The organism is Nocardioides piscis (assembly GCF_011300215.1).
GTDB lineage: Bacteria > Actinomycetota > Actinomycetes > Propionibacteriales > Nocardioidaceae > Nocardioides > Nocardioides piscis.
The window spans coordinates 416872-439037 of record NZ_CP049866.1 but is presented as its reverse complement, the minus strand read 5'-3'; the positions used below and the strand labels follow the sequence as shown (position 1 = coordinate 439037).

General features: G+C 68.5%; 14 protein-coding genes and 1 pseudogene. 14 read left to right on the top strand and 1 reads right to left on the bottom strand.

Features of this window, described 5'->3' with window-relative positions; genetic code table 11:
- Nucleotide 1: 1 nt before the first annotated feature.
- From G7071_RS02230 to G7071_RS19910, 9 genes and pseudogenes are all read left to right on the top strand, one after another.
- Nucleotides 2-1156 carry an MCE family protein gene (locus tag G7071_RS02230; protein ID WP_166314367.1) on the top strand — a complete coding sequence of 385 codons (1155 nt, stop codon included), beginning with the start codon at nucleotides 2-4 and terminating at the stop codon, nucleotides 1154-1156.
- Nucleotides 1153-2574 carry an MCE family protein gene (locus tag G7071_RS02225; RefSeq protein ID WP_166314364.1) on the top strand — a complete coding sequence of 474 codons (1422 nt, stop codon included), beginning with the start codon at nucleotides 1153-1155 and terminating at the stop codon, nucleotides 2572-2574. Before G7071_RS02230 ends, G7071_RS02225 begins: the two co-directional genes overlap by 4 nt.
- Nucleotides 2575-3858, top strand: coding sequence for an MCE family protein (locus G7071_RS02220; protein WP_166314361.1), 1284 nt, complete (start codon nucleotides 2575-2577; stop codon nucleotides 3856-3858).
- The gene (locus G7071_RS02215; protein WP_166314358.1) at nucleotides 3822-4475 is read left to right on the top strand and encodes a hypothetical protein; all 654 of its coding nucleotides are present in this window, start codon (nucleotides 3822-3824) and stop codon (nucleotides 4473-4475) included. The genes G7071_RS02220 and G7071_RS02215 overlap by 37 nt, the downstream gene beginning before the upstream one ends.
- Nucleotides 4472-5332, top strand: coding sequence for a J domain-containing protein (locus tag G7071_RS02210; RefSeq protein ID WP_166314355.1), 861 nt, complete (start codon nucleotides 4472-4474; stop codon nucleotides 5330-5332). Before G7071_RS02215 ends, G7071_RS02210 begins: the two co-directional genes overlap by 4 nt.
- Nucleotides 5333-5584: 252 nt before the next feature.
- Nucleotides 5585-9073, top strand: coding sequence for a DNA-directed RNA polymerase subunit beta (gene rpoB / locus G7071_RS02205; RefSeq protein WP_166314352.1), 3489 nt, complete (start codon nucleotides 5585-5587; stop codon nucleotides 9071-9073).
- 132 nt (nucleotides 9074-9205) lie between these two features.
- Nucleotides 9206-13081, top strand: coding sequence for a DNA-directed RNA polymerase subunit beta' (locus G7071_RS02200; RefSeq protein WP_166314349.1), 3876 nt, complete (start codon nucleotides 9206-9208; stop codon nucleotides 13079-13081).
- A gap of 282 nt (nucleotides 13082-13363) precedes the next feature.
- Nucleotides 13364-14599, top strand: coding sequence for a geranylgeranyl reductase family protein (locus tag G7071_RS02195; protein WP_166314346.1), 1236 nt, complete (start codon nucleotides 13364-13366; stop codon nucleotides 14597-14599).
- A pseudogene (locus G7071_RS19910) lies at nucleotides 14511-15038 on the top strand (lysophospholipid acyltransferase family protein); the annotation flags it as partial. The gene G7071_RS02195 and the pseudogene G7071_RS19910, both read left to right, overlap by 89 nt.
- Before the next feature lie 142 nt (nucleotides 15039-15180).
- Here the strand turns inward: G7071_RS19910 and G7071_RS02190 are convergent.
- Nucleotides 15181-16401: an acyltransferase family protein gene (locus tag G7071_RS02190; RefSeq protein ID WP_166314343.1), complete on the bottom strand. Its 1221-nt coding sequence runs from the start codon at nucleotides 16399-16401 to the stop codon at nucleotides 15181-15183.
- A gap of 47 nt (nucleotides 16402-16448) precedes the next feature.
- Between G7071_RS02190 and G7071_RS02185 the strand changes: the two genes are divergently transcribed.
- The 5 genes from G7071_RS02185 to G7071_RS02165 all read left to right on the top strand — a co-directional run bounded on the left by G7071_RS02185 (nucleotide 16449) and on the right by G7071_RS02165 (nucleotide 22161).
- Complete coding sequence (locus G7071_RS02185) at nucleotides 16449-17342, top strand: NUDIX hydrolase (protein ID WP_166314339.1); 894 nt, start codon at nucleotides 16449-16451, stop codon at nucleotides 17340-17342.
- A complete protein-coding gene (locus G7071_RS02180) occupies nucleotides 17335-18612 on the top strand; it encodes a hydroxyacid-oxoacid transhydrogenase (protein WP_246210316.1) in 1278 nt (425 codons plus the stop codon). The genes G7071_RS02185 and G7071_RS02180 overlap by 8 nt, the downstream gene beginning before the upstream one ends.
- Nucleotides 18613-18855: 243 nt before the next feature.
- Complete coding sequence (locus G7071_RS02175; protein ID WP_166314333.1) at nucleotides 18856-20097, top strand: class I SAM-dependent methyltransferase; 1242 nt, start codon at nucleotides 18856-18858, stop codon at nucleotides 20095-20097.
- Nucleotides 20090-21109 (top strand): WD40 repeat domain-containing protein, encoded by a 1020-nt coding sequence (locus tag G7071_RS02170; protein ID WP_166314331.1) that lies wholly within the window; start codon nucleotides 20090-20092, stop codon nucleotides 21107-21109. Before G7071_RS02175 ends, G7071_RS02170 begins: the two co-directional genes overlap by 8 nt.
- A 47-nt stretch (nucleotides 21110-21156) precedes the next feature.
- Nucleotides 21157-22161 (top strand): DNA topoisomerase IB, encoded by a 1005-nt coding sequence (locus G7071_RS02165; protein ID WP_166314328.1) that lies wholly within the window; start codon nucleotides 21157-21159, stop codon nucleotides 22159-22161.
- Nucleotides 22162-22166: the final 5 nt, after the last annotated feature.

Below are 22166 nucleotides of genomic sequence, written 5' to 3'. Positions count from 1 at the left end.
CATGGCTCTCAACAGACTGATGCTGGTCCCGCTCGTGGTGCTCGCCCTGGTGGCTGCCGCAGTGCTGACCCTCCTCGGTGGCGACGACCAGAAGCGGCTCGTCGCCCACTTCCCTCGGACCATCTCGATCTACGAGGGGAGCGAGGTGCGCGTCCTGGGGGTCCCCGTGGGCACGGTCGACAAGGTCACCCCCTCCGGCACCGACGTCGAGGTGACGATGTCCTACGACGCAGAGGTGAAGGTCCCCTCCGATGCCAAGGCTGTCATCGTGGCGCCCTCCATCGTGGGTGACCGGTTCATCCAGCTCACCCCCGTGTTCCGGGACGGTGACGAGGTGATCTCCGACAACACCGAGCTCGACGTCCAGCAGACGGCGGTGCCGATCGAGCTCGACCAGATCTACGAGAGCCTCGACACCCTCAACGTCGCCCTCGGCCCGAGGGGTGCGAACAAGTCGGGCGCGCTGTCGGACCTGTTGGCGGTCTCGGCCGACAACTTCGACGGGCAGGGCGCCAACTTCAACGCCACGATCAAGAACTTCGCGCGGCTCACCGACACGTTGGCCGACAACAAGGAGGAGCTGTTCGGCAGCACCGAACAGCTCGGGAAGTTCATCGAGACCCTGGCGCAGAACGACCAGACCGTCCGAAGCTTCAACCAGTCGATGGCTGACGTCTCGGGCCTGCTCAGGGGAGAGAAGGAGGAGCTGGCCGCCGCGCTCAAGAACCTGTCGACGGCAATGACCGAGGTCTCGTCGTTCGTCGCCGAGAACCGCGAGCTCCTGGGCCGCAACATCTCGGGCCTCAACCGGGTCTCCAAGGTGCTGGTCAAGCAGCGCGCAGCGCTCGACAAGGTCCTCCAGGTCGGGCCGCTTGCGCTCAACAACCTCGCCCTGACCTACAACCCCCAGGCCGGCACCCTCGACACCCGGTCCAACATGGGTCGGATCGGCGACGAGCTCAAGTCTGATCCGGCCCTGTTCCTGTGCGGCTTCACCAACCAGGTCAAGGGCTCCGGGAAGGTCTGCGACACGATCAAGCAGATCCTGCCCCGTAGTGGTGCCCTGTCAGACCGCAAGGGGACCAGCACCATGCCGTCCGCAGCGCACCTCAAGTTCGATCCGAGCCTCGGTGGCCTCGTGGAGGTGTCTCGATGAAGCGCACGTTCAAGACCCTGCTGCCCGTCGTCCTCTCGGCTGTGTTCCTGACCGGTTGCGACTTCGACATCTACAAGCTGCCGCTGCCCGGCGGCCCGGACGCGGGTGAGAACCCGATGACGATCAAGGTGCAGTTCGCCGACGTGCTCGACCTGGTCCCCAAGTCGACCGTGAAGATCAACGACGTCAGCGTCGGCACCGTCGACGCGGTGTCCCTCGACGGCTACACCGCCGAGGTGACGCTGCTTCTGCAGGAGGACGTCGAGCTGCCGGACAACGCACTGGCCGAGATCCGGCAGACCAGCCTCCTGGGCGAGAAGTTCGTCTCCTTGAAGCCTCCGGAGGAGGGTGCGAGCACCAACCTGCTGGAGGACGGCGACCGGATCCCCCTGGAGCGCAGCGGTCGGAACCCCGAGGTCGAGGAAGTGCTGGGCGCGCTCAGCCTCCTGCTCAACGGCGGCGGTGTCGGCCAGCTCCAGACGATCACCCGCGAGCTCAACCTCGCTCTCGAGGGGCGCGAGGGCGCAGCGCGCTCGGTGTTGCGTCAGATCGCGTCGTTCATGGGCCAGCTCGACGAGAACAAGGCCGAGATCGTCACGGCGATCGAGAAGCTCAACCGGCTGGCGATCTCCATCCGCGCAGAACAGCCCACCATCGACGCCACGTTGGAGGAGCTGCCGAGCGCGCTCGACTCCATCGACCGCCAGACCGATGACCTGGTCAAGATGCTCGAGGCACTCGACGAGCTGAGCAACGTCGGCGTCGAGGTGATCCAGGCGTCCAAGGCCTCGACCATCAAGTCACTCGAGCTGCTCAACCCGGTGCTGACCCAGCTGGCTGCCTCGGGTGACAACTTCACCAAGGCCTTCCACGTCTTCCTCACCTATCCGTTCGTCGACGAGGTCGTCGGACGCGACCCACAGGTGGCTCGCAACCTGCACATGGGCGACTTCACCAACCTGTCCATCACCCTCGAGGTCGATCTCACCGACGGTGGACGTCCGCCGACGCTCCCGACCAACCTGCCGACGCAGATCGACCCGACGGTGATCATCAACGACGTGCTCGCCTGCATCAGGAGCGGCGACATCAACAGCCCTGCCTGCCAGAGAGTGCTGCAGACGCCCAACGGCATCCTCCAGATCAAGGAGGAGTGCAAGCGCGACGCCAACAAGGACAAGGACATCTGCCGCCAGCTCAACCAGATCCCCAACGAGCCGGTCCCCACGCAGCTGCCGAGCGTGCCCGTCCCGACCTCGGTGCCGACGACGCTCCCGACGTTGCTACGCCCCGAGGCGGCTCCACGCGCAGGAGCCTGGTCCCGCCCAGCCCCTCGTGGTGGCCCCACCTACGGTGAGCTGATGGACGTCTACGACGCCCACCTCGTCAGCCTGCTCGTCCCCGGGATGGTGCTCTAGATGATCACTCGTCGAACCAAGGTCCAGCTCCTGATCTTCGCGATCATCACGCTCGTGGGTGTGAGCTTCGTCGGAGCCCGCTACGCCCGCCTGGACCGGGTGATCATCGATGACGCCTACACCGTGGTCGCTCACTTCGCCGACTCCGGCGGTGCCTTCGCCGGTGCCGAGGTGTCCTACCGGGGAGTGCGGGTCGGGCAGGTCTCCGAGATGGTCCTGACCGACGAGGGCGTCGACATCCACCTCGACATCGACAACGAGCACGACCGGATCCCGGCAGACGCTCTCGCCGTGGTCGGCAACAGGTCGGCCGTGGGTGAGCAGTACGTCGAGCTGCAGCCCCAGAGCGACGAGAAGCCATACCTCGAGGACAAGTCGGAGATCGACACCGACAACACCAGCACCCCCATCCAGACCGACACGCTCCTGACACACATGTCCGAGACCGTGAGCAGCGTGGACGTGGACGACCTCCAGACGGTCACAACCGAGTTCGGCGCTGCCTTCGGTGGCGCCGGCAACGACCTGCAGACGATCATCGACTCGGGCAACGAGTTCCTCGGAGCTGCCGACGCCAACTTCGAGATCACCACCAAGCTGATCCGGGACTCCAACGTCGTGCTGCGCGGCCAGATCGCCTCCGAGAGCTCCCTGCGGTCCTTCGCCCGCGACCTCAGCGTGTTCTCGACCAGCATGGTGCGCTCCGACAAGGACCTGCGGGCCGTCATCGACAACGGCAGCGCAACGGCCAACCAGCTGCGACGCTTCCTCGAGGACAACGAGGTCGACCTCGGCTCCCTGATCAACAACCTCGTCACGACCGGCGAGGTCGTGGTGGCCAGGCTCGACGGCGTCGAGCAGATCCTCGTGCTCTATCCGCACGTCGTCGAGGGTGGGTTCACGGTGGTCGCCAAGACACCGTCGACCGGCAACTTCGACGCTCACTTCGGCCTGATAACCAACGAGAACCCGCACGTGTGCAGCGGGGGCTACGAGAGCACCGACCGCCGCTCCCCGCTCGACGGGTCCAACCGGCCGATGAACATGTCGGCAGGCTGCACCGAGCCCGCCGCGAAGTCCAACGCCCGGGGGTCCCAGCACGCACCGCGTGCGGCCGCCCCCTACGCTGACCCGATCGCCGCCTACGATCCCACCACCGGCAAGCTCACCTGGGGCGAGCAGGAGAGCAAGCGACTGCAGTCACCCGGACAGGCAGCGCCCCGCACCCTTGGAGAGGAGTCGTGGAAGTGGTTGTTCCTCCAGCCCCTGCTGACCCGGGACTGACCACGCCCCCGACCACCGACACCCCCGCGCGGCCACTGTTCCGGCTGGTGCTTGCGGTCGTCCTGCTGGCGGTGATCCTTGCGGCCACGGCGACGGCGGCCTATGTCTGGAGCGCCCGTCCGAGCACCGAGGGTGGCGAGACACAGGCCGCCCGTGAGGACGTGATGTCACAGACCGAGCAGTTCATGCTGCGCATGGGCACCTACGGTCCCGACCTGCTCGACGAGGCCAACGCCATGCCCGAATACCGCGAACGCGTCAAGGAAGTCATCACGCCCAAGTTCGCGGCGTCCTTCGACGAGCAGGCCGGCGCCGCCGAGCAGTTGGTGGCTCAGGCGGGGGTCGCACGAGTCCCTGACGTCTTCTCGACCGGGGTGGCCAGCATCGATGCCGACTCGGCGAGCACCCTGGTCGCGGGCTCCTTCAGCGACTCCTACACCGTCAAGGGCAAGAAGATCGAGCAGGAACCGATCCCGTTCCGTCTCCAGGTCAAGCTGGTGAAGGTCGACGGCGAGTGGCTGGTCGACGACTTCGACCCGGTGAGCTCCGACGGCAGCGCCCCCGAACCCGGCCTGCCGGCCCCCTCGGAACCGACCGATCAGGGGAGCGGTCAGTGACGCCGAGCTGGTACGACATCCTCGACATCGAACCCTCGGCCTCCCCCGAGGAGGTCCGGGCTGCCTGGCGTGCGGGCATCGCCGATCTCGAGCCCGGTTCGCGCCGGTTCCAGACCCTCAACCAGGCCGCGGAGGTGCTACTCGACGAGCAGAGGCGATCGGCGTACGACGCCGAGCTCGCCGCAGGCGCGCCGACCCTGACCCCGCGTGCGCCTGACCGTGAGCAGGGCCCTGTCGTCCGCGAGGTCTCCAAGGACGAGGCAAGGGAGAGCCGTCGGGCCTCGAAGGCGCTGGCGCGCGAACGACGCGGGGAGGAGAAGGCAGCACGCACGAGTGGCGCGACCGCCCAGGGCTCCGTGGCGACGCGCAGCGTCCCGGGCTGGCTCCTGGGCCTCCTCGGTGTGTTGGCGGCGGCGTCCGTCGCCCTGGCGGTCTGGATCGCGCAGGCGGCCGATGCCCAGGCCGATGCCCGGGAGGCGGCCTCGCAGGCCCAGGCCGCCGCCGAGCGAGCCATCGTGCCGGTCCTGTCCTACGACCACACGACGCTCGAGGCCGACCGCAAGCGCGCAACGGCCTATCTCACCGGCGACTACCGCGAGGACTACGACGAGCTGTTCGCAGTCATCTCCGACAATGCCCCCACGACCGAGACCAAGGTCGTGACGGAGGTGATCGCCTCGGGGATCGTCCGCTCGGGCGAGGACCGCGTCGACGTCCTGGTCTTCGTCGATCGGCCGACGACCAACAAGCTCTCACCGGAGCCGGTCGTCTACAAGGACCAGGTCACGGTGACCATGCAGAAGGTCGGCGAGGACTGGCTGGTCGACAACCTGAAGACGTCGCCGGCAACGCAGTGAGACGCAGGTGCTTGACCTGACCGTCGTCGGCGTCCATCATCGTCGGCAACGACCGACGACGGTCTCACCCGGGGTTCGACCCCGGGGTTGAGACGCGCCTCGATGTGCGCTAGTCTTCTTCTTTGCGCCTGCCCTCAAATGCCCTTCACCCTGTCCGGACGGGTGTCGACGGTGGTCGGCTGGCAGCGACTCGATCATTTGCGATCATTCGAAGGAAAACTCTTGGCCGCGCGCAGCTCCGCTGGTATCCCCATGCCCAAGTCGAACCGCACCTCTTTCGCGAAGATCACCGAACCTCTCGAGGTTCCCCCTCTCCTGTCCCTCCAGACCGACAGCTTCGAATGGCTCGTCGGCGGCGAGAAGTGGGAAGAGACGGTCGCAGCGCGCCGCGCTGCGGGTGAGGACGTCTCCGAGAAGTCGGGTCTCCAGGAGATCTTCGAGGAGATCTCTCCGATCGAAGACTTCTCCGAGACGATGATGCTCTCGTTCGACAACCCGGTCTTCGTCGACCCGAAGTACACCGAGGAGGAGTGCAAGGAGAAGGACTTCACCTACTCCCGCCCCCTCTACGTCTCCGCCGAGTTCATGAACCACGAGACCGGCGAGATCAAGGGCCAGACCGTCTTCATGGGTGACTTCCCGATGATGACCCGCAAGGGCACCTTCATCATCAACGGCACCGAGCGTGTCGTCGTCTCCCAGCTCGTCCGCTCGCCCGGCGTCTACTTCGAGCGTGCCGCGGACAAGACGTCCGACAAGGACATCTACACCTCCAAGCTGATCCCGAGCCGCGGTGCCTGGCTGGAGTTCGAGGTCGACAAGCGCGACCTCGTCGGCGTCCGCCTCGACCGCAAGCGCAAGCAGAACGTCACCGTGCTGCTCAAGGCCCTCGGCTGGACCCCCGAGCAGATCCGCGAGGAGTTCGGGCAGTACGAGTCGATGATGCTGACCCTGGACAAGGACACGCCCCAGACCCAGGACGAGGCGCTGCTCGACATCTACCGCAAGCTGCGCCCGGGCGAACCGCCCACGCGTGAGGCCGCCCAGACGCTGCTGAACAACTACTACTTCAACCCCAAGCGCTACGACCTGGCCAAGGTCGGTCGCTACAAGATCAACAAGAAGCTCGGCCTGACCGAGGCCTTCGACCAGCAGACCCTGACGGTCGACGACATCGTCGCCGCGATCCGCTACATCGTGCAGCTGCACGCTGCCGGCGCACCGACCGAGGCCCCGGACCTCGTCGACGCGCAGGGCAACGTGGTCATCGGCGCCGACGACAAGGCGATCAAGGTCCAGGCCGACGACATCGACCACTTCGGCAACCGCCGGATGCGCACGGTCGGTGAGCTCATCCAGAACCAGCTCCGCACCGGTCTGGCGCGCATGGAGCGTGTCGTCCGCGAGCGGATGACGACCCAGGACGTCGAGGCGATCACGCCGCAGTCCCTGATCAACATCCGTCCCGTGGTCGCGGCGCTGAAGGAGTTCTTCGGAACCTCGCAGCTCTCGCAGTTCATGGACCAGACCAACCCGATCGCCGGGCTGACGCACAAGCGTCGTCTCTCCGCGCTCGGCCCGGGTGGTCTGTCTCGTGACCGCGCCGGCATGGAGGTCCGTGACGTGCACCCGTCGCACTACGGCCGCATGTGCCCGATCGAGACGCCTGAAGGCCCCAACATCGGCCTGATCGGCTCGCTCGCGTCCTACGGACGGATCAACCCGTTCGGGTTCGTCGAGACGCCCTACCGCCGCGTGGTCAAGGGTGTCGTCAGCGACGAGATCGACTACCTCACCGCCGACGACGAGGACCGCTACGTCATCGCGCAGGCCAATGCTCCTCTCGACGCGAACAACAAGTTCGTCGAGGAGCGGGTGCTGGTCCGCCAGCAGCGTGGCGAGGTCGACGTGATCCTCGCCGAAGAGGTCGACTACATGGACGTCTCGCCGCGCCAGATGGTGTCGGTCGCGACGGCCCTGATCCCCTTCCTCGAGCACGACGACGCCAACCGCGCGCTCATGGGCGCCAACATGCAGCGTCAGGCTGTCCCGCTGATCACCAGCGACTCGCCCCTGGTCGGCACCGGCATGGAATACCGTGCCGCCGTCGACGCCGGCGACGTCGTCGTGGCCGAGAAGGCCGGTGTGGTGAAGGAGGTCTCGGCCGACTTCATCGAGGCGATGAACGACGACGGCAGCTACCAGACCTACAAGCTGGCGAAGTTCCGCCGGTCCAACCAGGGCACCTGCATCAACCAGCGGCCGCTGGTCCTCGAGGGTGACCGGCTGGAGGTCGGCACGCCGATCGCCGACGGCCCGTGCACCGACAACGCCGAGATGGCGCTGGGCACCAACCTCCTCGTGGCCTTCATGCCGTGGCAGGGTCACAACTACGAGGACGCGATCATCCTCAGCCAGCGCCTGGTGCAGGAGGACGTCCTCACCTCGATCCACATCGAGGAGCACGAGGTCGACGCCCGCGACACCAAGCTCGGGCCGGAGGAGATCACCCGCGACATCCCGAACGTCTCCGAGGAAGGCCTGGCCGACCTCGACGAGCGGGGCATCATCCGCATCGGCGCCGAGGTCACCACCGGCGACATCCTGGTCGGCAAGGTCACGCCCAAGGGCGAGACCGAGCTCACCCCTGAGGAGCGGCTGCTCCGCGCGATCTTCGGTGAGAAGGCGCGCGAGGTCCGCGACACCTCGATGAAGGTGCCGCACGGTGAGTCCGGCACGGTCATCGGCGTCCGCGTCTTCGACCGCGAGGAGGGCGACGAGCTGCCGCCCGGCGTCAACCAGCTGGTGCGGGTCTACGTCGCCCAGAAGCGCAAGATCTCGGTGGGCGACAAGCTCGCCGGTCGTCACGGCAACAAGGGCGTCATCGCCAAGATCCTGCCGATCGAGGACATGCCGTTCATGGAGGACGGCACCCCCGTCGACGTCGTGCTCAACCCGCTGGGTGTGCCGCGACGGATGAACATCGGGCAGATCCTCGAGCTCCACCTCGGCTGGCTCGCCAAGCAGGGTTGGGACCTCAACCTGCACGACGACCAGGGCAGCGCGGAGTGGAAGGACCGGTTGATCTCGATCCACGCAGACAAGGCCGAGCCCAACACCAAGGTCGCCACCCCTGTCTTCGACGGTGCCCGCGAGGACGAGATCACCGGCCTGCTCGGGGCGACCTACCCCACGCGCGACGGTGTCCGGATGATCGACGAGACCGGCAAGGCCTCGCTGTTCGACGGCCGCTCCGGCGAGCCGTTCCCGGCCCCGGTCGCAGTCGGCTACATGTACATCCTCAAGCTGCACCACCTCGTGGACGACAAGATCCACGCGCGCAGCACCGGCCCCTACTCGATGATCACCCAGCAGCCGCTCGGCGGCAAGGCCCAGTTCGGTGGCCAGCGCTTCGGTGAGATGGAGGTCTGGGCGATGGAGGCGTACGGCGCCGCCTACGCCCTGCAGGAGCTGCTGACCATCAAGTCCGACGACGTTCCCGGGCGCGTCAAGGTCTACGAGGCGATCGTCAAGGGCGAGAACATCCCCGACTCGGGCATCCCGGAGTCGTTCAAGGTGCTCGTCAAGGAGATGCAGTCCTTGTGCCTCAACGTGGAGGTGCTGTCGCAGGACGGCAGCCCCATCCAGTTGAAGGACGCCGAGGAAGACGTCTTCCGGGCGGCCGAGGAGCTGGGCATCGACCTGTCCCGCCGCGAGCCGTCCTCCGTCGAAGAAGTGTGATCGAAGCCTGGGAGCGGTGCGGACCGAGAGCCGTCAGCGGACCTCGACCCTCCGCTCCCAGTGCGAGATCACCCAAGGAACCGAACAGTTCCCTCAAAAATTTTTCGTATCAACTGAAGGGTTGCAGCCATCGTGCTCGACGTTAACTTCTTCGACCAGCTTCAGATCGGCCTGGCCACCGCGGACGACATCCGCACCTGGAGCCACGGTGAGGTCAAGAAGCCGGAGACCATCAACTACCGCACGCTCAAGCCCGAGCGTGACGGCCTCTTCTGCGAGAAGATCTTCGGTCCGACCCGGGACTGGGAGTGCTACTGCGGCAAGTACAAGCGCGTGCGCTTCAAGGGCATCATCTGTGAGCGCTGTGGCGTCGAGGTCACCCGCTCCAAGGTGCGCCGCGAGCGGATGGGCCACATCGAGCTCGCCGCCCCGGTCACCCACATCTGGTACTTCAAGGGCGTCCCGTCGCGTCTGGGCTACCTCCTCGACCTGGCCCCCAAGGACCTCGAGAAGGTCATCTACTTCGCGGCCTACATGATCACCTCGGTCGACGAGGACGCGCGTCACAGCGACATGTCGACCCTGGAGAACAAGGTCGGCCTGGAGCGCGAGCGTCTCGAGAAGCGCCGCGACGGCTCCATCGACGACCGCGCCAAGAAGCTCGAGGAGGACCTCGCAGCACTCGAGGCCGAGGGCGCCAAGGCCGACCAGCGCCGCAAGGTCAAGGACGGCGCCGAGCGGGAGATGAAGCAGCTGCGTGACCGTGCGCAGCGCGAGATCGACCGCCTCGACGAGGTCTGGAACACGTTCAAGTCGCTCAAGGTGCAGGACCTGCTCGGTGACGAGCTGCTCTACCGCGAGATGAAGAACTGGTTCGGCAAGTACTTCGAGGGCTACATGGGCGCCACCGCGATCCAGAAGCGCCTGCAGGACTTCGACGTCGAGGCCGAGGTCGAGTCGCTGCGCGACACGATCGCCAACGGCAAGGGCCAGAAGAAGGTGCGGGCGCTCAAGCGCCTCAAGGTCGTCGACGCCTTCCGCAAGACCGGCAACCAGCCGATCGGCATGGTCCTCGACGCCGTCCCCGTCATCCCGCCGGACCTCCGTCCGATGGTCCAGCTCGACGGTGGCCGGTTCGCGACGTCCGACCTCAACGACCTCTACCGCCGCGTCATCAACCGCAACAACCGCCTCAAGCGACTGCTCGACCTCGGTGCTCCCGAGATCATCGTCAACAACGAGAAGCGGATGCTGCAGGAGGCCGTCGACAGCCTCTTCGACAACGGCCGTCGCGGACGCCCCGTCACCGGCCCGGGCAACCGGCCGCTGAAGTCGCTCTCCGACATGCTCAAGGGCAAGCAGGGGCGCTTCCGTCAGAACCTCCTCGGCAAGCGCGTCGACTACTCGGGTCGTTCGGTCATCGTGTCCGGCCCGCAGCTCAAGCTGCACCAGTGCGGTCTGCCCAAGCAGATGGCGCTCGAGCTGTTCAAGCCCTTCGTGATGAAGCGCCTGGTCGACCTGTCGCACGCGCAGAACATCAAGTCCGCCAAGCGGATGGTCGAGCGTGCGCGCCCGGTCGTGTGGGACGTCCTCGAAGAGGTCATCACCGAGCACCCCGTCCTGCTCAACCGTGCACCCACCCTGCACCGTCTCGGCATCCAGGCCTTCGAGCCCCAGCTGATCGAGGGCAAGGCCATCCAGATCCACCCGCTCGTCTGCGGCGCGTTCAACGCCGACTTCGACGGTGACCAGATGGCGGTGCACCTGCCGCTGTCGGCCGAGGCCCAGGCCGAGGCGCGGATCCTGATGCTCTCGACCAACAACATCCTCAAGCCCTCCGACGGTCGTCCGGTGACGATGCCTTCGCAGGACATGATCATCGGCCTGTTCTGGCTCACGACGGATCGTGACGACCAGCCGGGCGTCGGGCGCGTGTTCTCCACGCCGTCCGAGGCGATCATGGCCTACGACCGCCAGGAGATCAGCCTGCAGAGCAAGGTGCGGATCCGTCTCAACGACGTCGTGCCGCCGCTCGAGGACGGCGCGGGCGCCGACTGGGAGGAGGGCCGGTCCCTCCTGCTGGAGACCACCCTGGGCCGCGTGCTCTTCAACGACACGCTGCCGGCCGACTACCCGTTCGTGAACTACGAGGTGGGCAAGAAGGCCCTCGGCGCGATCGTCAACGACCTCGCCGAGCGCTACACCAAGGTCGAGGTCGCCGCATCGCTCGACGCCCTCAAGGACGCCGGCTTCCACTGGGCCACCCGCTCGGGCGTGACCGTCTCGATCGACGACGTCACCACCCCGGGCAACAAGGCCGAGATCCTCGCCGACTACGAGGCGCAGGCGGAGAAGGTCCAGAAGCAGTTCGAGCGCGGTCTGGTCACCGACGACGAGCGTCGCCAGGAGCTCATCGAGATCTGGACCCAGGCCTCCAACGACGTGGCCAAGGCCATGGAGGCCAACTTCGACCGGACCAACCCGATCTACATGATGGTCGACTCGGGCGCATCGGGAAACATGATGCAGATCCGTCAGGTCGCTGCCATGCGTGGTCTGGTGGCCAACCCGAAGGGTGACATCATCCCGCGGCCGATCAAGGCCAACTTCCGTGAGGGCCTCTCGGTGCTGGAGTACTTCATCTCCACCCACGGTGCTCGCAAGGGACTGGCCGACACCGCGCTGCGGACCGCCGACTCGGGCTACCTCACCCGTCGCCTGGTGGACGTGTCGCAGGACGTCATCATCCGTGAGGACGACTGTGGCACCGAGCGTGGTCTGCCCAAGGTGATCGGCGAGCGCGGCGCGGACGGCGTGGTCCACAAGGCCGAGAACGCCGAGACGGCCGCCTATGCCCGTTCGGCAGCTGTCGAGGTCACCCACCCGGAGACCGGCGACGTGCTCGCCGCCGCCGGTGAGGACCTCGGGGACGTCAAGATCGGTGAGCTCATCGCGGCCGGCATCGAGGAGGTCAAGGTCCGCTCCGTGCTGACCTGTGACGCCAAGACCGGCACCTGCGCGAAGTGCTACGGCCGTTCGCTGGCCACCGGCAAGCTCGTCGACATCGGTGAGGCCGTCGGCATCATCGCGGCCCAGTCGATCGGTGAGCCCGGCACGCAGCTGACCATGCGTACCTTCCACACCGGTGGTGTGGCCTCGGCCGACGACATCACGCAGGGTCTGCCCCGCGTGGTCGAGCTCTTCGAGGCCCGCTCGCCCAAGGGTCGTACGCCGATCAGCGAGGCCGCCGGTCGCGTCGAGATCGACGACACCGACAAGGCCCGCAAGGTCCTCGTCACCCCCGACGACGGCTCGGAGGTCCAGGAATACCCGGTCTCCAAGCGTTCGCGTCTCAACGTCGAGGACGGCGAGCACATCGAGGTGGGCCACCACCTCACGGCCGGAACCCCCGACCCGCAGGACGTGCTGCGCATCCTGGGTGTCCGCAAGGCACAGGAGCACCTGGTCGACGAGGTCCAGAACGTCTACCGGTCGCAGGGTGTGTCGATCCACGACAAGCACATCGAGATCATCGTCCGGCAGATGCTGCGCCGGGTGACGGTCATCGAGTCGGGTGACACCAACCTGCTGCCGTCCGACCTGGTCGACCGCGGCAAGTTCGAGGAGGAGAACCGCCGCGCGGTCTCCGAGGGCACCAAGCCCGCCTCGGGTCGTCCGGTGCTGATGGGCATCACCAAGGCCTCGCTCGCCACCGAGTCGTGGCTCTCGGCGGCCTCCTTCCAGGAGACCACCCGAGTGCTGACCGACGCGGCCATCAACGGTCGCTCGGACTCGCTGCGCGGTCTCAAGGAGAACGTGATCATCGGAAAGCTCATCCCGGCCGGCACCGGCCTGGAGCGCTACCGCAACATCCGCGTCGAGCCGACCGAGGAGGCCCGCGCCGCGGCCTACTCCGTCACCGGTTATGACTCCTACGACTACGACTTCGGTGCAAGTGGCCAGGCCGTGGCGTTGGACGACTTCGACTTCGGCTCCTACCAGAGCTGAGTCACGCGCGTAGCAGTCGTCGAGCCCGGTCCCACCTCGGTGGGGCCGGGCTTCGTCGTTGGCTCCTGCTCGACGTACGAGCGCCAGGGAGCGGTGTGTGAAGCGGCTTCTGAAGGGGCGGAACCCGCATGGCTCACCGCTGGTCGGCGTGTCTGGAGTTACTCGCCGAAGCGCCGGTACGTGACGCGGCTTCTGCGGCGCTCGAACCAGCCTCACGCACCGCTCGATGAAGGCGGGGTCCGGGATTTCAACGGGCTGGGACTTGCCTGAGAGAATTCAGCCGTGACCACACCCACCTCCACCGACGTCCTCGTTGTCGGCGCCGGTCCCGCGGGCTCGGCCGCGGCGGCCTGGAGTGCTCGGGCCGGTCTCGACACCGTGCTGGTCGATGCCCAGGTCTTCCCCCGCGACAAGACGTGTGGCGACGGCCTGACCCCCCGGGCGGTCGCGGAGCTGTCGCGGCTGGGCCTCGAGGACTGGTTGCGCGCCCACACGGTCAACCACGGGCTCCGGGCGCACGGCTTCGGCCAGACCCTCCACCTGCCCTGGCCTGGCGGCTCGCTGCCCGCCTGGGGCTCGGCCGTGGCCCGCACCGAGCTGGACGACCACATCCGCACGGTCGCGATCAAGAGCGGGGCGCTGGCCCTCGACGGAGCTCGTGCCGTCGACATCCGCATGGACGGCTCGAGGGTTGCGGCCGTGACGTTCAAGTCGGGTGACGAGATCTTCGACATCGAGTGCCGACGCCTCGTCGTCGCCGACGGCGTCCGGTCGCCGTTGGGCAAGCTGCTGGGCCGTGAGTGGCACCGCGACACCGTCTATGGCGTCGCCGGTCGCGCCTACATCGGGTCCTCGATGTCCGACGACCCGTGGATCAGCTCCCACCTCGAGCTGCGGGGCGAGGACGGCGAGCTGCTCAGCGGCTATGGCTGGATCTTCCCGCTCGGCACCGGTGAGGTGAACGTCGGTGTCGGCACCCTGGCGACGTCGAAGCGGCCGGCCAACATCGCGATCAAGCCCCTGATGAGCTTCTATGCCGAGCAGCGCCGCGCCGAGTTCGGTCTCTCCGGCGACCTGCGGATGCCGACGTCAGCGCTGCTTCCCATGGGGGGTGCCGTCTCCGGCGTCGCCGGCGACAACTGGGCGCTGATCGGTGATGCGGCGGCGTGCGTCAACCCTCTCAACGGCGAGGGCATCGACTACGGCCTGGAGACCGGCCGCCTGGTCGCACAGCTGCTCGCCGACGAGGGGCACCTCGGCACCGCGTGGCCCGCGATCCTGCGCGAGCACTACGGCGAGGCGTTCTCGATCGCGAGGCGGCTGGCCGGGGTCGCGACCGTCCCGCAGGTCGTCGCGGCCCTGGGCCCCGCCGGCATGCGCTCGGACTGGCTGATGACGCTGGCGCTGCGGTGGATGGGCAACCTCGTCGATGACGCCGACCGTGACCGTGCGGCGCGCGTATGGCGCTGGGCCGGCCGCCGCTCGATGGCGCGTGACGCGCGGCCACCCTTCGCCTGACATGGCCGAGGTCTGCTATCGCCTCGCCAACGCACTGGGCCGGGTGGCGTTGAAGGGGCTCGCGATCGACGTCCAGCACACGGGGACCGAGCACGTGCCGACGCGAGGACCGGTCCTGCTGGCTGCCACCCACGTCTCCTACCCCGACTTCGTGTTCCTCGAGCATGCGGCGATCACCCGTCGCCGCTTCGTGCGGTTCATGTGCCGCCACGACATCTGGCACCACCGCGTGGCCGCGGTGCCAATGAGCCGGATGCAGCACGTCCCGGTCGACCGCGAGGCTCCGGCGGCGGCATACCTTCGAGCACGACGACTGCTGCGCGAGGGCGAGGCCGTGTGCGCCTTCCCCGAAGCGGGGATCTCCTACTCCTACACGGTCCGGTCGCTGATGAGAGGGGTCGCCAGCCTCGCCCGGGAGACGGGAGCTCCGGTCGTGCCGGTCGCCCTGTGGGGCAGCCAGCGTCTCTACAGCGTGGGGCGCCCGGACGAGCGGGGTGCCGAGCCGCCGCCCGACTGGACGCGTCGCCGGCGCGTCGACGTGGCGTTCGGCGAGCCCATGTGGATCGGCGAGGGAGAGGACCTCACACAGTGGACTCGGGGCCTCGGCGCTCGGTTGACGGGGCTGCTAGAGGGAATCCAGGCCCAGCCGCACCATCGGCCGCGGGCGGGGGAGTGGGCGCCGTGGTATCCGGCCCACCTGGGGGGATCGGCGCCGACCCGGCACGAGGCAAGGGAGCTGGACTCGGTTCCGCGCTCGGCCGTCCGTCCGTCGTGGGGACCTGAGGGCTGCGGTCCTCCCGACGTCGGGCTGATGTGCGACGCGACTCCCACGTGCCGAGCGGATTGACCACCCACGAGAGATAGCGCCGTGACCACGGGCTGGCCAGCACCAGCGCCAGGGCGATCGAGCCGAGCGTGGTGAGGACCAGCGCCAGCGTCGGGTGGTCGACGCTCCACTCGGCGAACCCGTTGGCCCTGACGGTCTTGATCACGAAGCCGTGCAGGAGATAGACGTTCATCGTCGCTGCGCCCATCGCGGTGAACCACCCTGCCCGGCGCGGGACCAGGGCCATGACCGAGAAGGCCCCGATCAGCCCCACGGCGATGATCGAGAGCCGGGTCTGCACCGCGGTCGCGACCTGGAGGTCGAGATCCTCATAGCCGGCGTCGTACCAGAGGAAGGCGGTCCTGGCCCACTCGTCGGTCTGGCTGGAGACGAGGCCGATGAGCAGCAGGGCACCGACCGCGGAGACCTTGACCCACGGATCGTCGAGGCGGCGCAGGTGTCGCGGCTTGAGGTGCAGGCCGAGCACGAAGAACGGCAGCAGGCCCAGGATGCGCGGCAGCATGAACCAGTCGAGGGTGAGCAGTCCGGCGACCAGGCTGACGACCACGGAGCCGGGCAGGAAGAGCCAGTGCCGCTTGAGGATCGGGGTCATCAGGCGCCAGAAGAACAGGACGATGAGATACCACATCGTCCAGTGCGGCTGGAGGTAGAGCATTCCGGGCTCGGTCTCGCCGAGGCTGACGCGGTAGTAGTACAGCGCGGGCTCGAAGACGAGGTAGGGGAGCACCAGGACGTAGAGGAGTCCCTTGAAGTGGCGCCGGGTCCACTCGAAGGACTTGGAGAGATAGCCGCTGAGGAAGACGAACGCCGGGATGTGCCAGAAGTAGAGGAAGTCGTAGGCCCAGTTGCTGGCGTGGGTGTCGGGGAGCAGCCCCCACGCGTGACCGATCACGACGAGGGTGACGAGGACCATCTTCGTGTTGTCGAGCCAAGGATCGCGCTGTGCTGCTGCCACGGGTGTCACGCTACGACAGTGCTTGTGCGTCATGGCAGGTTAGGGGCATGGGCTACCCGAAGCGACAGCGCGTGGCGGCATACGCCGTGGTCATGCGCATCGTGGACGAGCCACAGGTCTTGTTGTGCCGGCTCGCACCACGCATCAGCCGCACCGAGCTGTGGACGCTGCCCGGCGGCGGCCTCGACCACGGCGAGGACCCACGTGAGGCCCTGCTGCGCGAGATCGTCGAGGAGACGGGACTCGAGGCCACCGTCGGCGACGCGGCACACATCTATTCGGCCCACCTGCCCCGCGCGTCGCGCGACGGGGTGATGACCGACTTCCACGCACTACGGATCGTCTATGACGCCTGGGTGCCGGCCGACGCGCCCGAACCTCGTGTGGTCGAGGTCGGTGGCTCGACCGTGGAGGCCCGCTGGCACCCGCTCTCGGCCGTCCTCGACGAGACGGTGCCCGTGGTGGCGATGGTCGGCGAGGCGCTGGCCGACCACGCGCCATACCGCCTGCAACGGGTGGCGGCCTATGCCCTGGTCCGTCGCGGCTCGGCCGTGCTGCTGACCCGGCTCTCGACGCGCGCCCACCACGTCGGCTCGTGGACGCTGCCGGGCGGCGGCATCGACCACGGCGAACCGCCGGCCGACGCACTGGCCCGCGAGGTCAAGGAGGAGTGTGGCGTCGACTGTGAGGTCGGTGAGCTGCTCGGCGTCCACGACACCCACTTCGCAGGGCAGGCGCCCAGCGGCCGGGTGGAGGACTTCCACGGCGTCCACCTCGTCTTCCACGGACGGGTGGACGCGGACGCAGACCCGCGGGTCGTCGAGGTCGACGGGACCACCGACGAGGTCGCCTGGGTCGAGGTGGCCGACATCGAAGCCGGACGAGTGCAGGTGCTCGACGTCGTGAGGTTTGCCCTGGAGAGCGGAGATGCCCGTGAGTGAGTCGGTCTTCACCTATGCAGCGCCCGGCCTGAAGTTCGGCTCGGGGGCCTCGGCCGAGATCGGCCACGACCTGCGCGCCCTGCTGTCCGCCCCCCACCCACGGGTGCTGGTCGTCACCGACCCGGGCGTCGCCGCCACCGGCCACCCGGAGCGGATCGCGCGCCAGATCGCCCGACGCGGGTGCGACACCGATGTCTTCGACCGTGCTCGCGTGGAGCCCACCGACGAGTCGCTCGAGGAGGCCATCGCCTTCGGCCGGGAGCGGGGGCCGTGGGACGCGATCGTCGCGATCGGTGGCGGCTCCGCGATCGACACCGCCAAGGCGGTCAACCTGCTCGTCACCAACGAGGGCGAGCTGCTTGACTACATCAACGCGCCCGTGGGCGCCGGGGGGGCGCCGGCCAACCCGTTGCTGCCGATGGTCGCAGTGCCCACCACGACCGGCACCGGGTCGGAGTCGACCACCATCTGCGTGCTCGACGTGCTGGCGCTCAAGGTCAAGACCGGGATCAGCCACTCCCGGCTGCGGCCGACCCTGGCGGTCGTCGACCCCGACCTGACGATGAGCCAGCCGGCGATGGTGACGGCCGCCTGCGGGATGGACATCCTGTGCCACGCCCTGGAGAGCTACACCGCGCGGTGGTTCGCCGACTTCGAGCGCAAGACCCCGGAGCAACGGGTGCCCTACTGCGGCGCCAACCCGATCGCGGACATGTGGGCCGAGAAGTCCCTCAGCCTCCTCGGGGAGTCGTTCCGCACGGCCGTCCGGGACGGCTCGGACGAGCACGCCCGCGGCCAGATGGCGCTGGCGGCCACGTTCGCCGGCCTCGGCTTCGGCAACGCCGGGGTGCACATCCCGCACGCCTGCGCCTACCCGATCGCCGGCCGCGTGCGCGACTACCGACCGGCCGGCTATCCGCAGGACGAGCCGCTCGTGCCGCACGGCATGGCGGTCTCGCTCACCGCGCCGGCGGCGTTTGCGCTCACCTTCGAGGCGTCTCCTGAGCGCCACCTGCGGGCGGCCGCGTTGCTGGGCGGCAGCGGTGCCGACGCCGACGCCGGCCCCGATGCCCTGCCGACGGTGCTCCGGGCGCTGATGCGTGACATCGACATCCCCAACGGCCTCGCCGAGGTCGGCTATCTCGCGAGCGACGTCGACGACCTCGTCGAGGGGGCGCTCAAGCAGCAGCGGCTGCTCGCGACGGCGCCGCGCGAGGTGAGCGCCGAGGACCTGGCCGGCGTCTTCGGCGCGTCCCTCGAGCTGTGGTGACGCACGGTCGCGACCGCTGTCACCCGCGGGTGGTGGGGTCTGGTGGTCGCTGGTGCGGTGTTCTGCGTGGGTGGAAGGCGCCATACGACCCCACCACCCGCGGGTTGCGCGAGTGTGGTGGATGACGGCAGCGGCCCTACGATGAGGAGGTGAATCCCCGCTACCGCCGCCTTGTCATCCCGGTCGCGTTGGGAGCTCTCATCCTCATCGTCGTCGTCGCGTCGTTCTTCTGATGGTTCGCTGATGGCGACCGAACCGCTGCTCGACGCACTCTCCCGCACTCGCGGCCAGCTCCTCGATCCCGAGGCCCTGGTCCGGGCCGTCGCGTCCGGGCGCCGGAAGGGCCAACGGATCCCTCACGTGCAGGGTCGCGAGGTGCGTCGGGTGGAGCTGCGCTACGTCGATCTCAAGGCCGGGCGACACCTGCAGGTCACGTCGTACGACGACACGCAGGCCCACACCGTCAACGCGCTCGCCGGTCCCGCGGCCGAGGCGGCAGTCGACCAGCTGCTCGACGAGCCGTTCGGCAACTGGCACGTCGAGACGACCACCCAGACCCATCAGGTCCGCGTCACCAAGAAGCTCGAGGCAGCCGTCAGCACCCAGGACCGCGCCGAGCCCGTCGCGGCCGACCGGGGGCACGACCGCGACAAGCAACGGCTCCTTGCCGAGGACGACCCCGTGCTGCTCGCCCTGGGGATCTCTGATGCGCAGGGTCGCATCAAGCCGACCAGGCAGGCGAAGTATCGCCAGGTCGAGGAGTTCCTCCGTCTGCTCGACGCGTCCATCACCGATGCCCTCGACAAGGGCCACCTGCGTCGGCCGACGCCGCAGGACCCGCTCCGGATCGTCGACCTCGGCTGCGGCAACGCCTATCTCACCTTCGCCGCCCACCGCTTCCTGACCAGCACCCGCTCGCTGCCCGTGCGGGTCACCGGGGTCGACGTCAAGCAGCAGTCGGCCGACCACAACGCGGGCGTGGCGCAGGCGCTGGGGATCGAGGCCGACTTCGTCGTCGGCACCATCGCCTCGGCGGAGCTCACCGCGGCGCCTGACGTCGTCCTGGCGCTGCACGCCTGCGACACGGCGACCGACGACGCCCTGGCCCGCGCCGTCGAGTGGGGCGCCGGCCTCGTGCTGGCCGCTCCCTGCTGCCACCACGACGTCGCAGCCCAGCTCCGGCGCTCGTCGACGCCCTCGCCATACGGCCTGCTCACCCGGCACGGCATCCTGCGCGAACGCTTCGCCGACACCCTGACCGACGCCCTGCGCGCCTCGATCCTGCGGCTCGTCGGTTATCGCGTCGACGTCGTCGAGTTCGTCGAGAGCGCCCACACTCCTCGCAACACCCTGCTCCGTGCGACGAGCACAGGGGTGCGCGAGGTCAGGACGGACGAGGGGCTGCGCGCCGACTACGACGAGCTGACGACCGCCTGGGGAGTGACGCCCCGCCTCGCCGAGCTGGTGGGCCTGCACGATGCGTGATCCCCTCCGGCGCGGCCTCGGGGCGTTGGCCCTGCTCACACCCTTCGTGATCGGCGTCAGCGCCGCCGGGGCCGACCGGGACGGCGAGGAGCTCTTCCGGTTCACCGACCCCGAGATCGTCGAGTCCAGCGGGCTGGTCGTCGAGGGCGACCGGGCACACACCGTCAACGACTCGGGCGACACCGGGCGGGTCTTCACCGTCGACACCGCAACGGGCGAGACCGTCGGCGTCACGGACTGGGCCGACGGACCGCAGGACGTCGAGGCGCTCGCTCCGGCCGGGGCCGGTCAGGTCTGGGTGGCCGACATCGGCGACAACACGACGTCGCGCGACTCGATCTCCGTCACCCGGGTCCCGGTCGGCGACGGCGACCGGGTCGTCACGCAGGACGCGATCGACCTGGTCTATCCCGATGGTCCCCGCGACGCCGAGGCTCTGCTCGCCCACCCGCAGACGGGCCGGCTGTATGTCGCCACCAAGGGCGTCTTCTCGGGCGAGCTCCACGCCGCGCCGCCCGAGCTGGCCGCCGACGCCCCCAACACCCTCGGGCTGATCGCCGAGATCCCGGGAATGGTCACCGACGGGGCCTTCTTCCCCGACGGGGAGCACCTGGTGCTGCGGACCTACACCGAAGCCGTGGTCCTGTCCTTCCCCGAGCTGGACGTCGTCGGCTCCTTCGAGCTGCCCCGCCAGCAGCAGGGCGAGGGCATCGCCGTCACCTCCGAGTCCCACGTGCTCCTCAGCAGCGAGGGCCAGCAAGCACCGGTCCTGCGGGCGGCACTGCCGCGGCAGGTCCGCCAGGCGCTGGCCGAGGCGGCGCCCACGATGACTGCGCTCCCGACCCCCTCCGCCGCCAGCGAGCCGACTCCCGCCGGGCAGGACGGCGGTGCCAGCGCCGTCGACGACCTGAGCGCCGAGGTCCGTGACCGCGACGCCTGGTGGTGGTTCGCGAGCGGCATCGTCGGCCTGCTCGTGGTGCTGGTGCTGCTCCGCGCCCTCAAGCCCCGCTAGTCCGCACGGGTGGTCCGGCCGGGACCTCGCGCCGCTAGCCTTCCGACATGGCTCGACTGCGGCGCACGTCCCCCGACCAGCCGGGCTGGAGCCGACGTCGCTCGGGGAAGGGCTTTGCCTATCTCGACGAGGCGGGCCTGCCGCTGGGCCCCGACGACCGGCAGCGCTGCAAGGACCTGGTGATCCCACCGGCCTGGAAGGACGTCTGGATCACGCCCCATCCCAACGGCCACCTCCAGGCGGTCGGCACCGACGACGCCGGCCGGCGCCAGTACCTCTACCACCCGGACTGGCGCACCAGCCGCGACGCGTTGAAGTTCGAGCGGATCATCGACTTCGGCCGGGCGATGTCGAAGGCCCGCGAGCGGGTGCTGGTCGACCTCGAGGCCGAAGGGATGTCGCTGGAGCGGGCGTGTGCGGTCGCCGTACGCCTTCTCGACCTCGGCTACTTCCGGATCGGCAACGACGTCTACACCGACACCAACGGCAGCTTCGGGCTGACCACGCTGTTGCGCGAGCACGTCACCAAGCGCAAGGACAAGCTGCGCTTCTGCTTCGTGGGCAAGTCGGGCGTGGAGCACAGCATCGAGATCGACGACGGACCGACGATCGAGGGGCTCGACGTCATGCGGCGCCGACGGGGCGGCGGGGACCGGCTGCTGGCCTGGAAGGACGGCCGCACGTGGCGCGGGCTCGACTCCTCCCAGGTCAACGACTACATCCGCGCGACCACCGGGCTGGACTCCACGGCCAAGGACTTCCGCACCTGGCACGCCACCGTGCTGGCGGCGGAGGCGCTGGCGCTGAGCGACGAGCCGGGCAAGACCAAGGCCTCGAGGAAGCGGGCGGTGGCGAGCGCGATGAAGGACGTCTCCGACTTCCTCGGCAACACCCCGACGCTGGCCCGCTCGTCCTATGTCGACCCGCGCGTGATCGACGCCTATGAGAAGGGTCGCACGATCGGCCGCGCGGCCCAGCGCTCGTTCGACACTGCCGACGAACGCCAGGCCGCGCTGGAGCGGGCCACCCTCAAGCTGCTGCGAGCAGGCTGAGACGA

Excerpts from the sequence above, each read along its gene's own strand:
- G7071_RS02230 (WP_166314367.1), top strand. The coding sequence starts at position 2 with ATGGCTCTCAACAGACTGATGCTGGTCCCGCTCGTGGTGCTCGCCCTG.
- G7071_RS02225 (WP_166314364.1), top strand. The coding sequence starts at position 1,153 with ATGAAGCGCACGTTCAAGACCCTGCTGCCCGTCGTCCTCTCGGCTGTG.
- G7071_RS02220 (WP_166314361.1), top strand. The coding sequence starts at position 2,575 with ATGATCACTCGTCGAACCAAGGTCCAGCTCCTGATCTTCGCGATCATC.
- rpoB (WP_166314352.1), top strand. The coding sequence starts at position 5,585 with ATGCCCAAGTCGAACCGCACCTCTTTCGCGAAGATCACCGAACCTCTC.
- G7071_RS02185 (WP_166314339.1), top strand. The coding sequence starts at position 16,449 with ATGGGCTACCCGAAGCGACAGCGCGTGGCGGCATACGCCGTGGTCATG.
- G7071_RS02175 (WP_166314333.1), top strand. The coding sequence starts at position 18,856 with ATGGCGACCGAACCGCTGCTCGACGCACTCTCCCGCACTCGCGGCCAG.
- G7071_RS02170 (WP_166314331.1), top strand. The coding sequence starts at position 20,090 with ATGCGTGATCCCCTCCGGCGCGGCCTCGGGGCGTTGGCCCTGCTCACA.
- G7071_RS02165 (WP_166314328.1), top strand. The coding sequence starts at position 21,157 with ATGGCTCGACTGCGGCGCACGTCCCCCGACCAGCCGGGCTGGAGCCGA.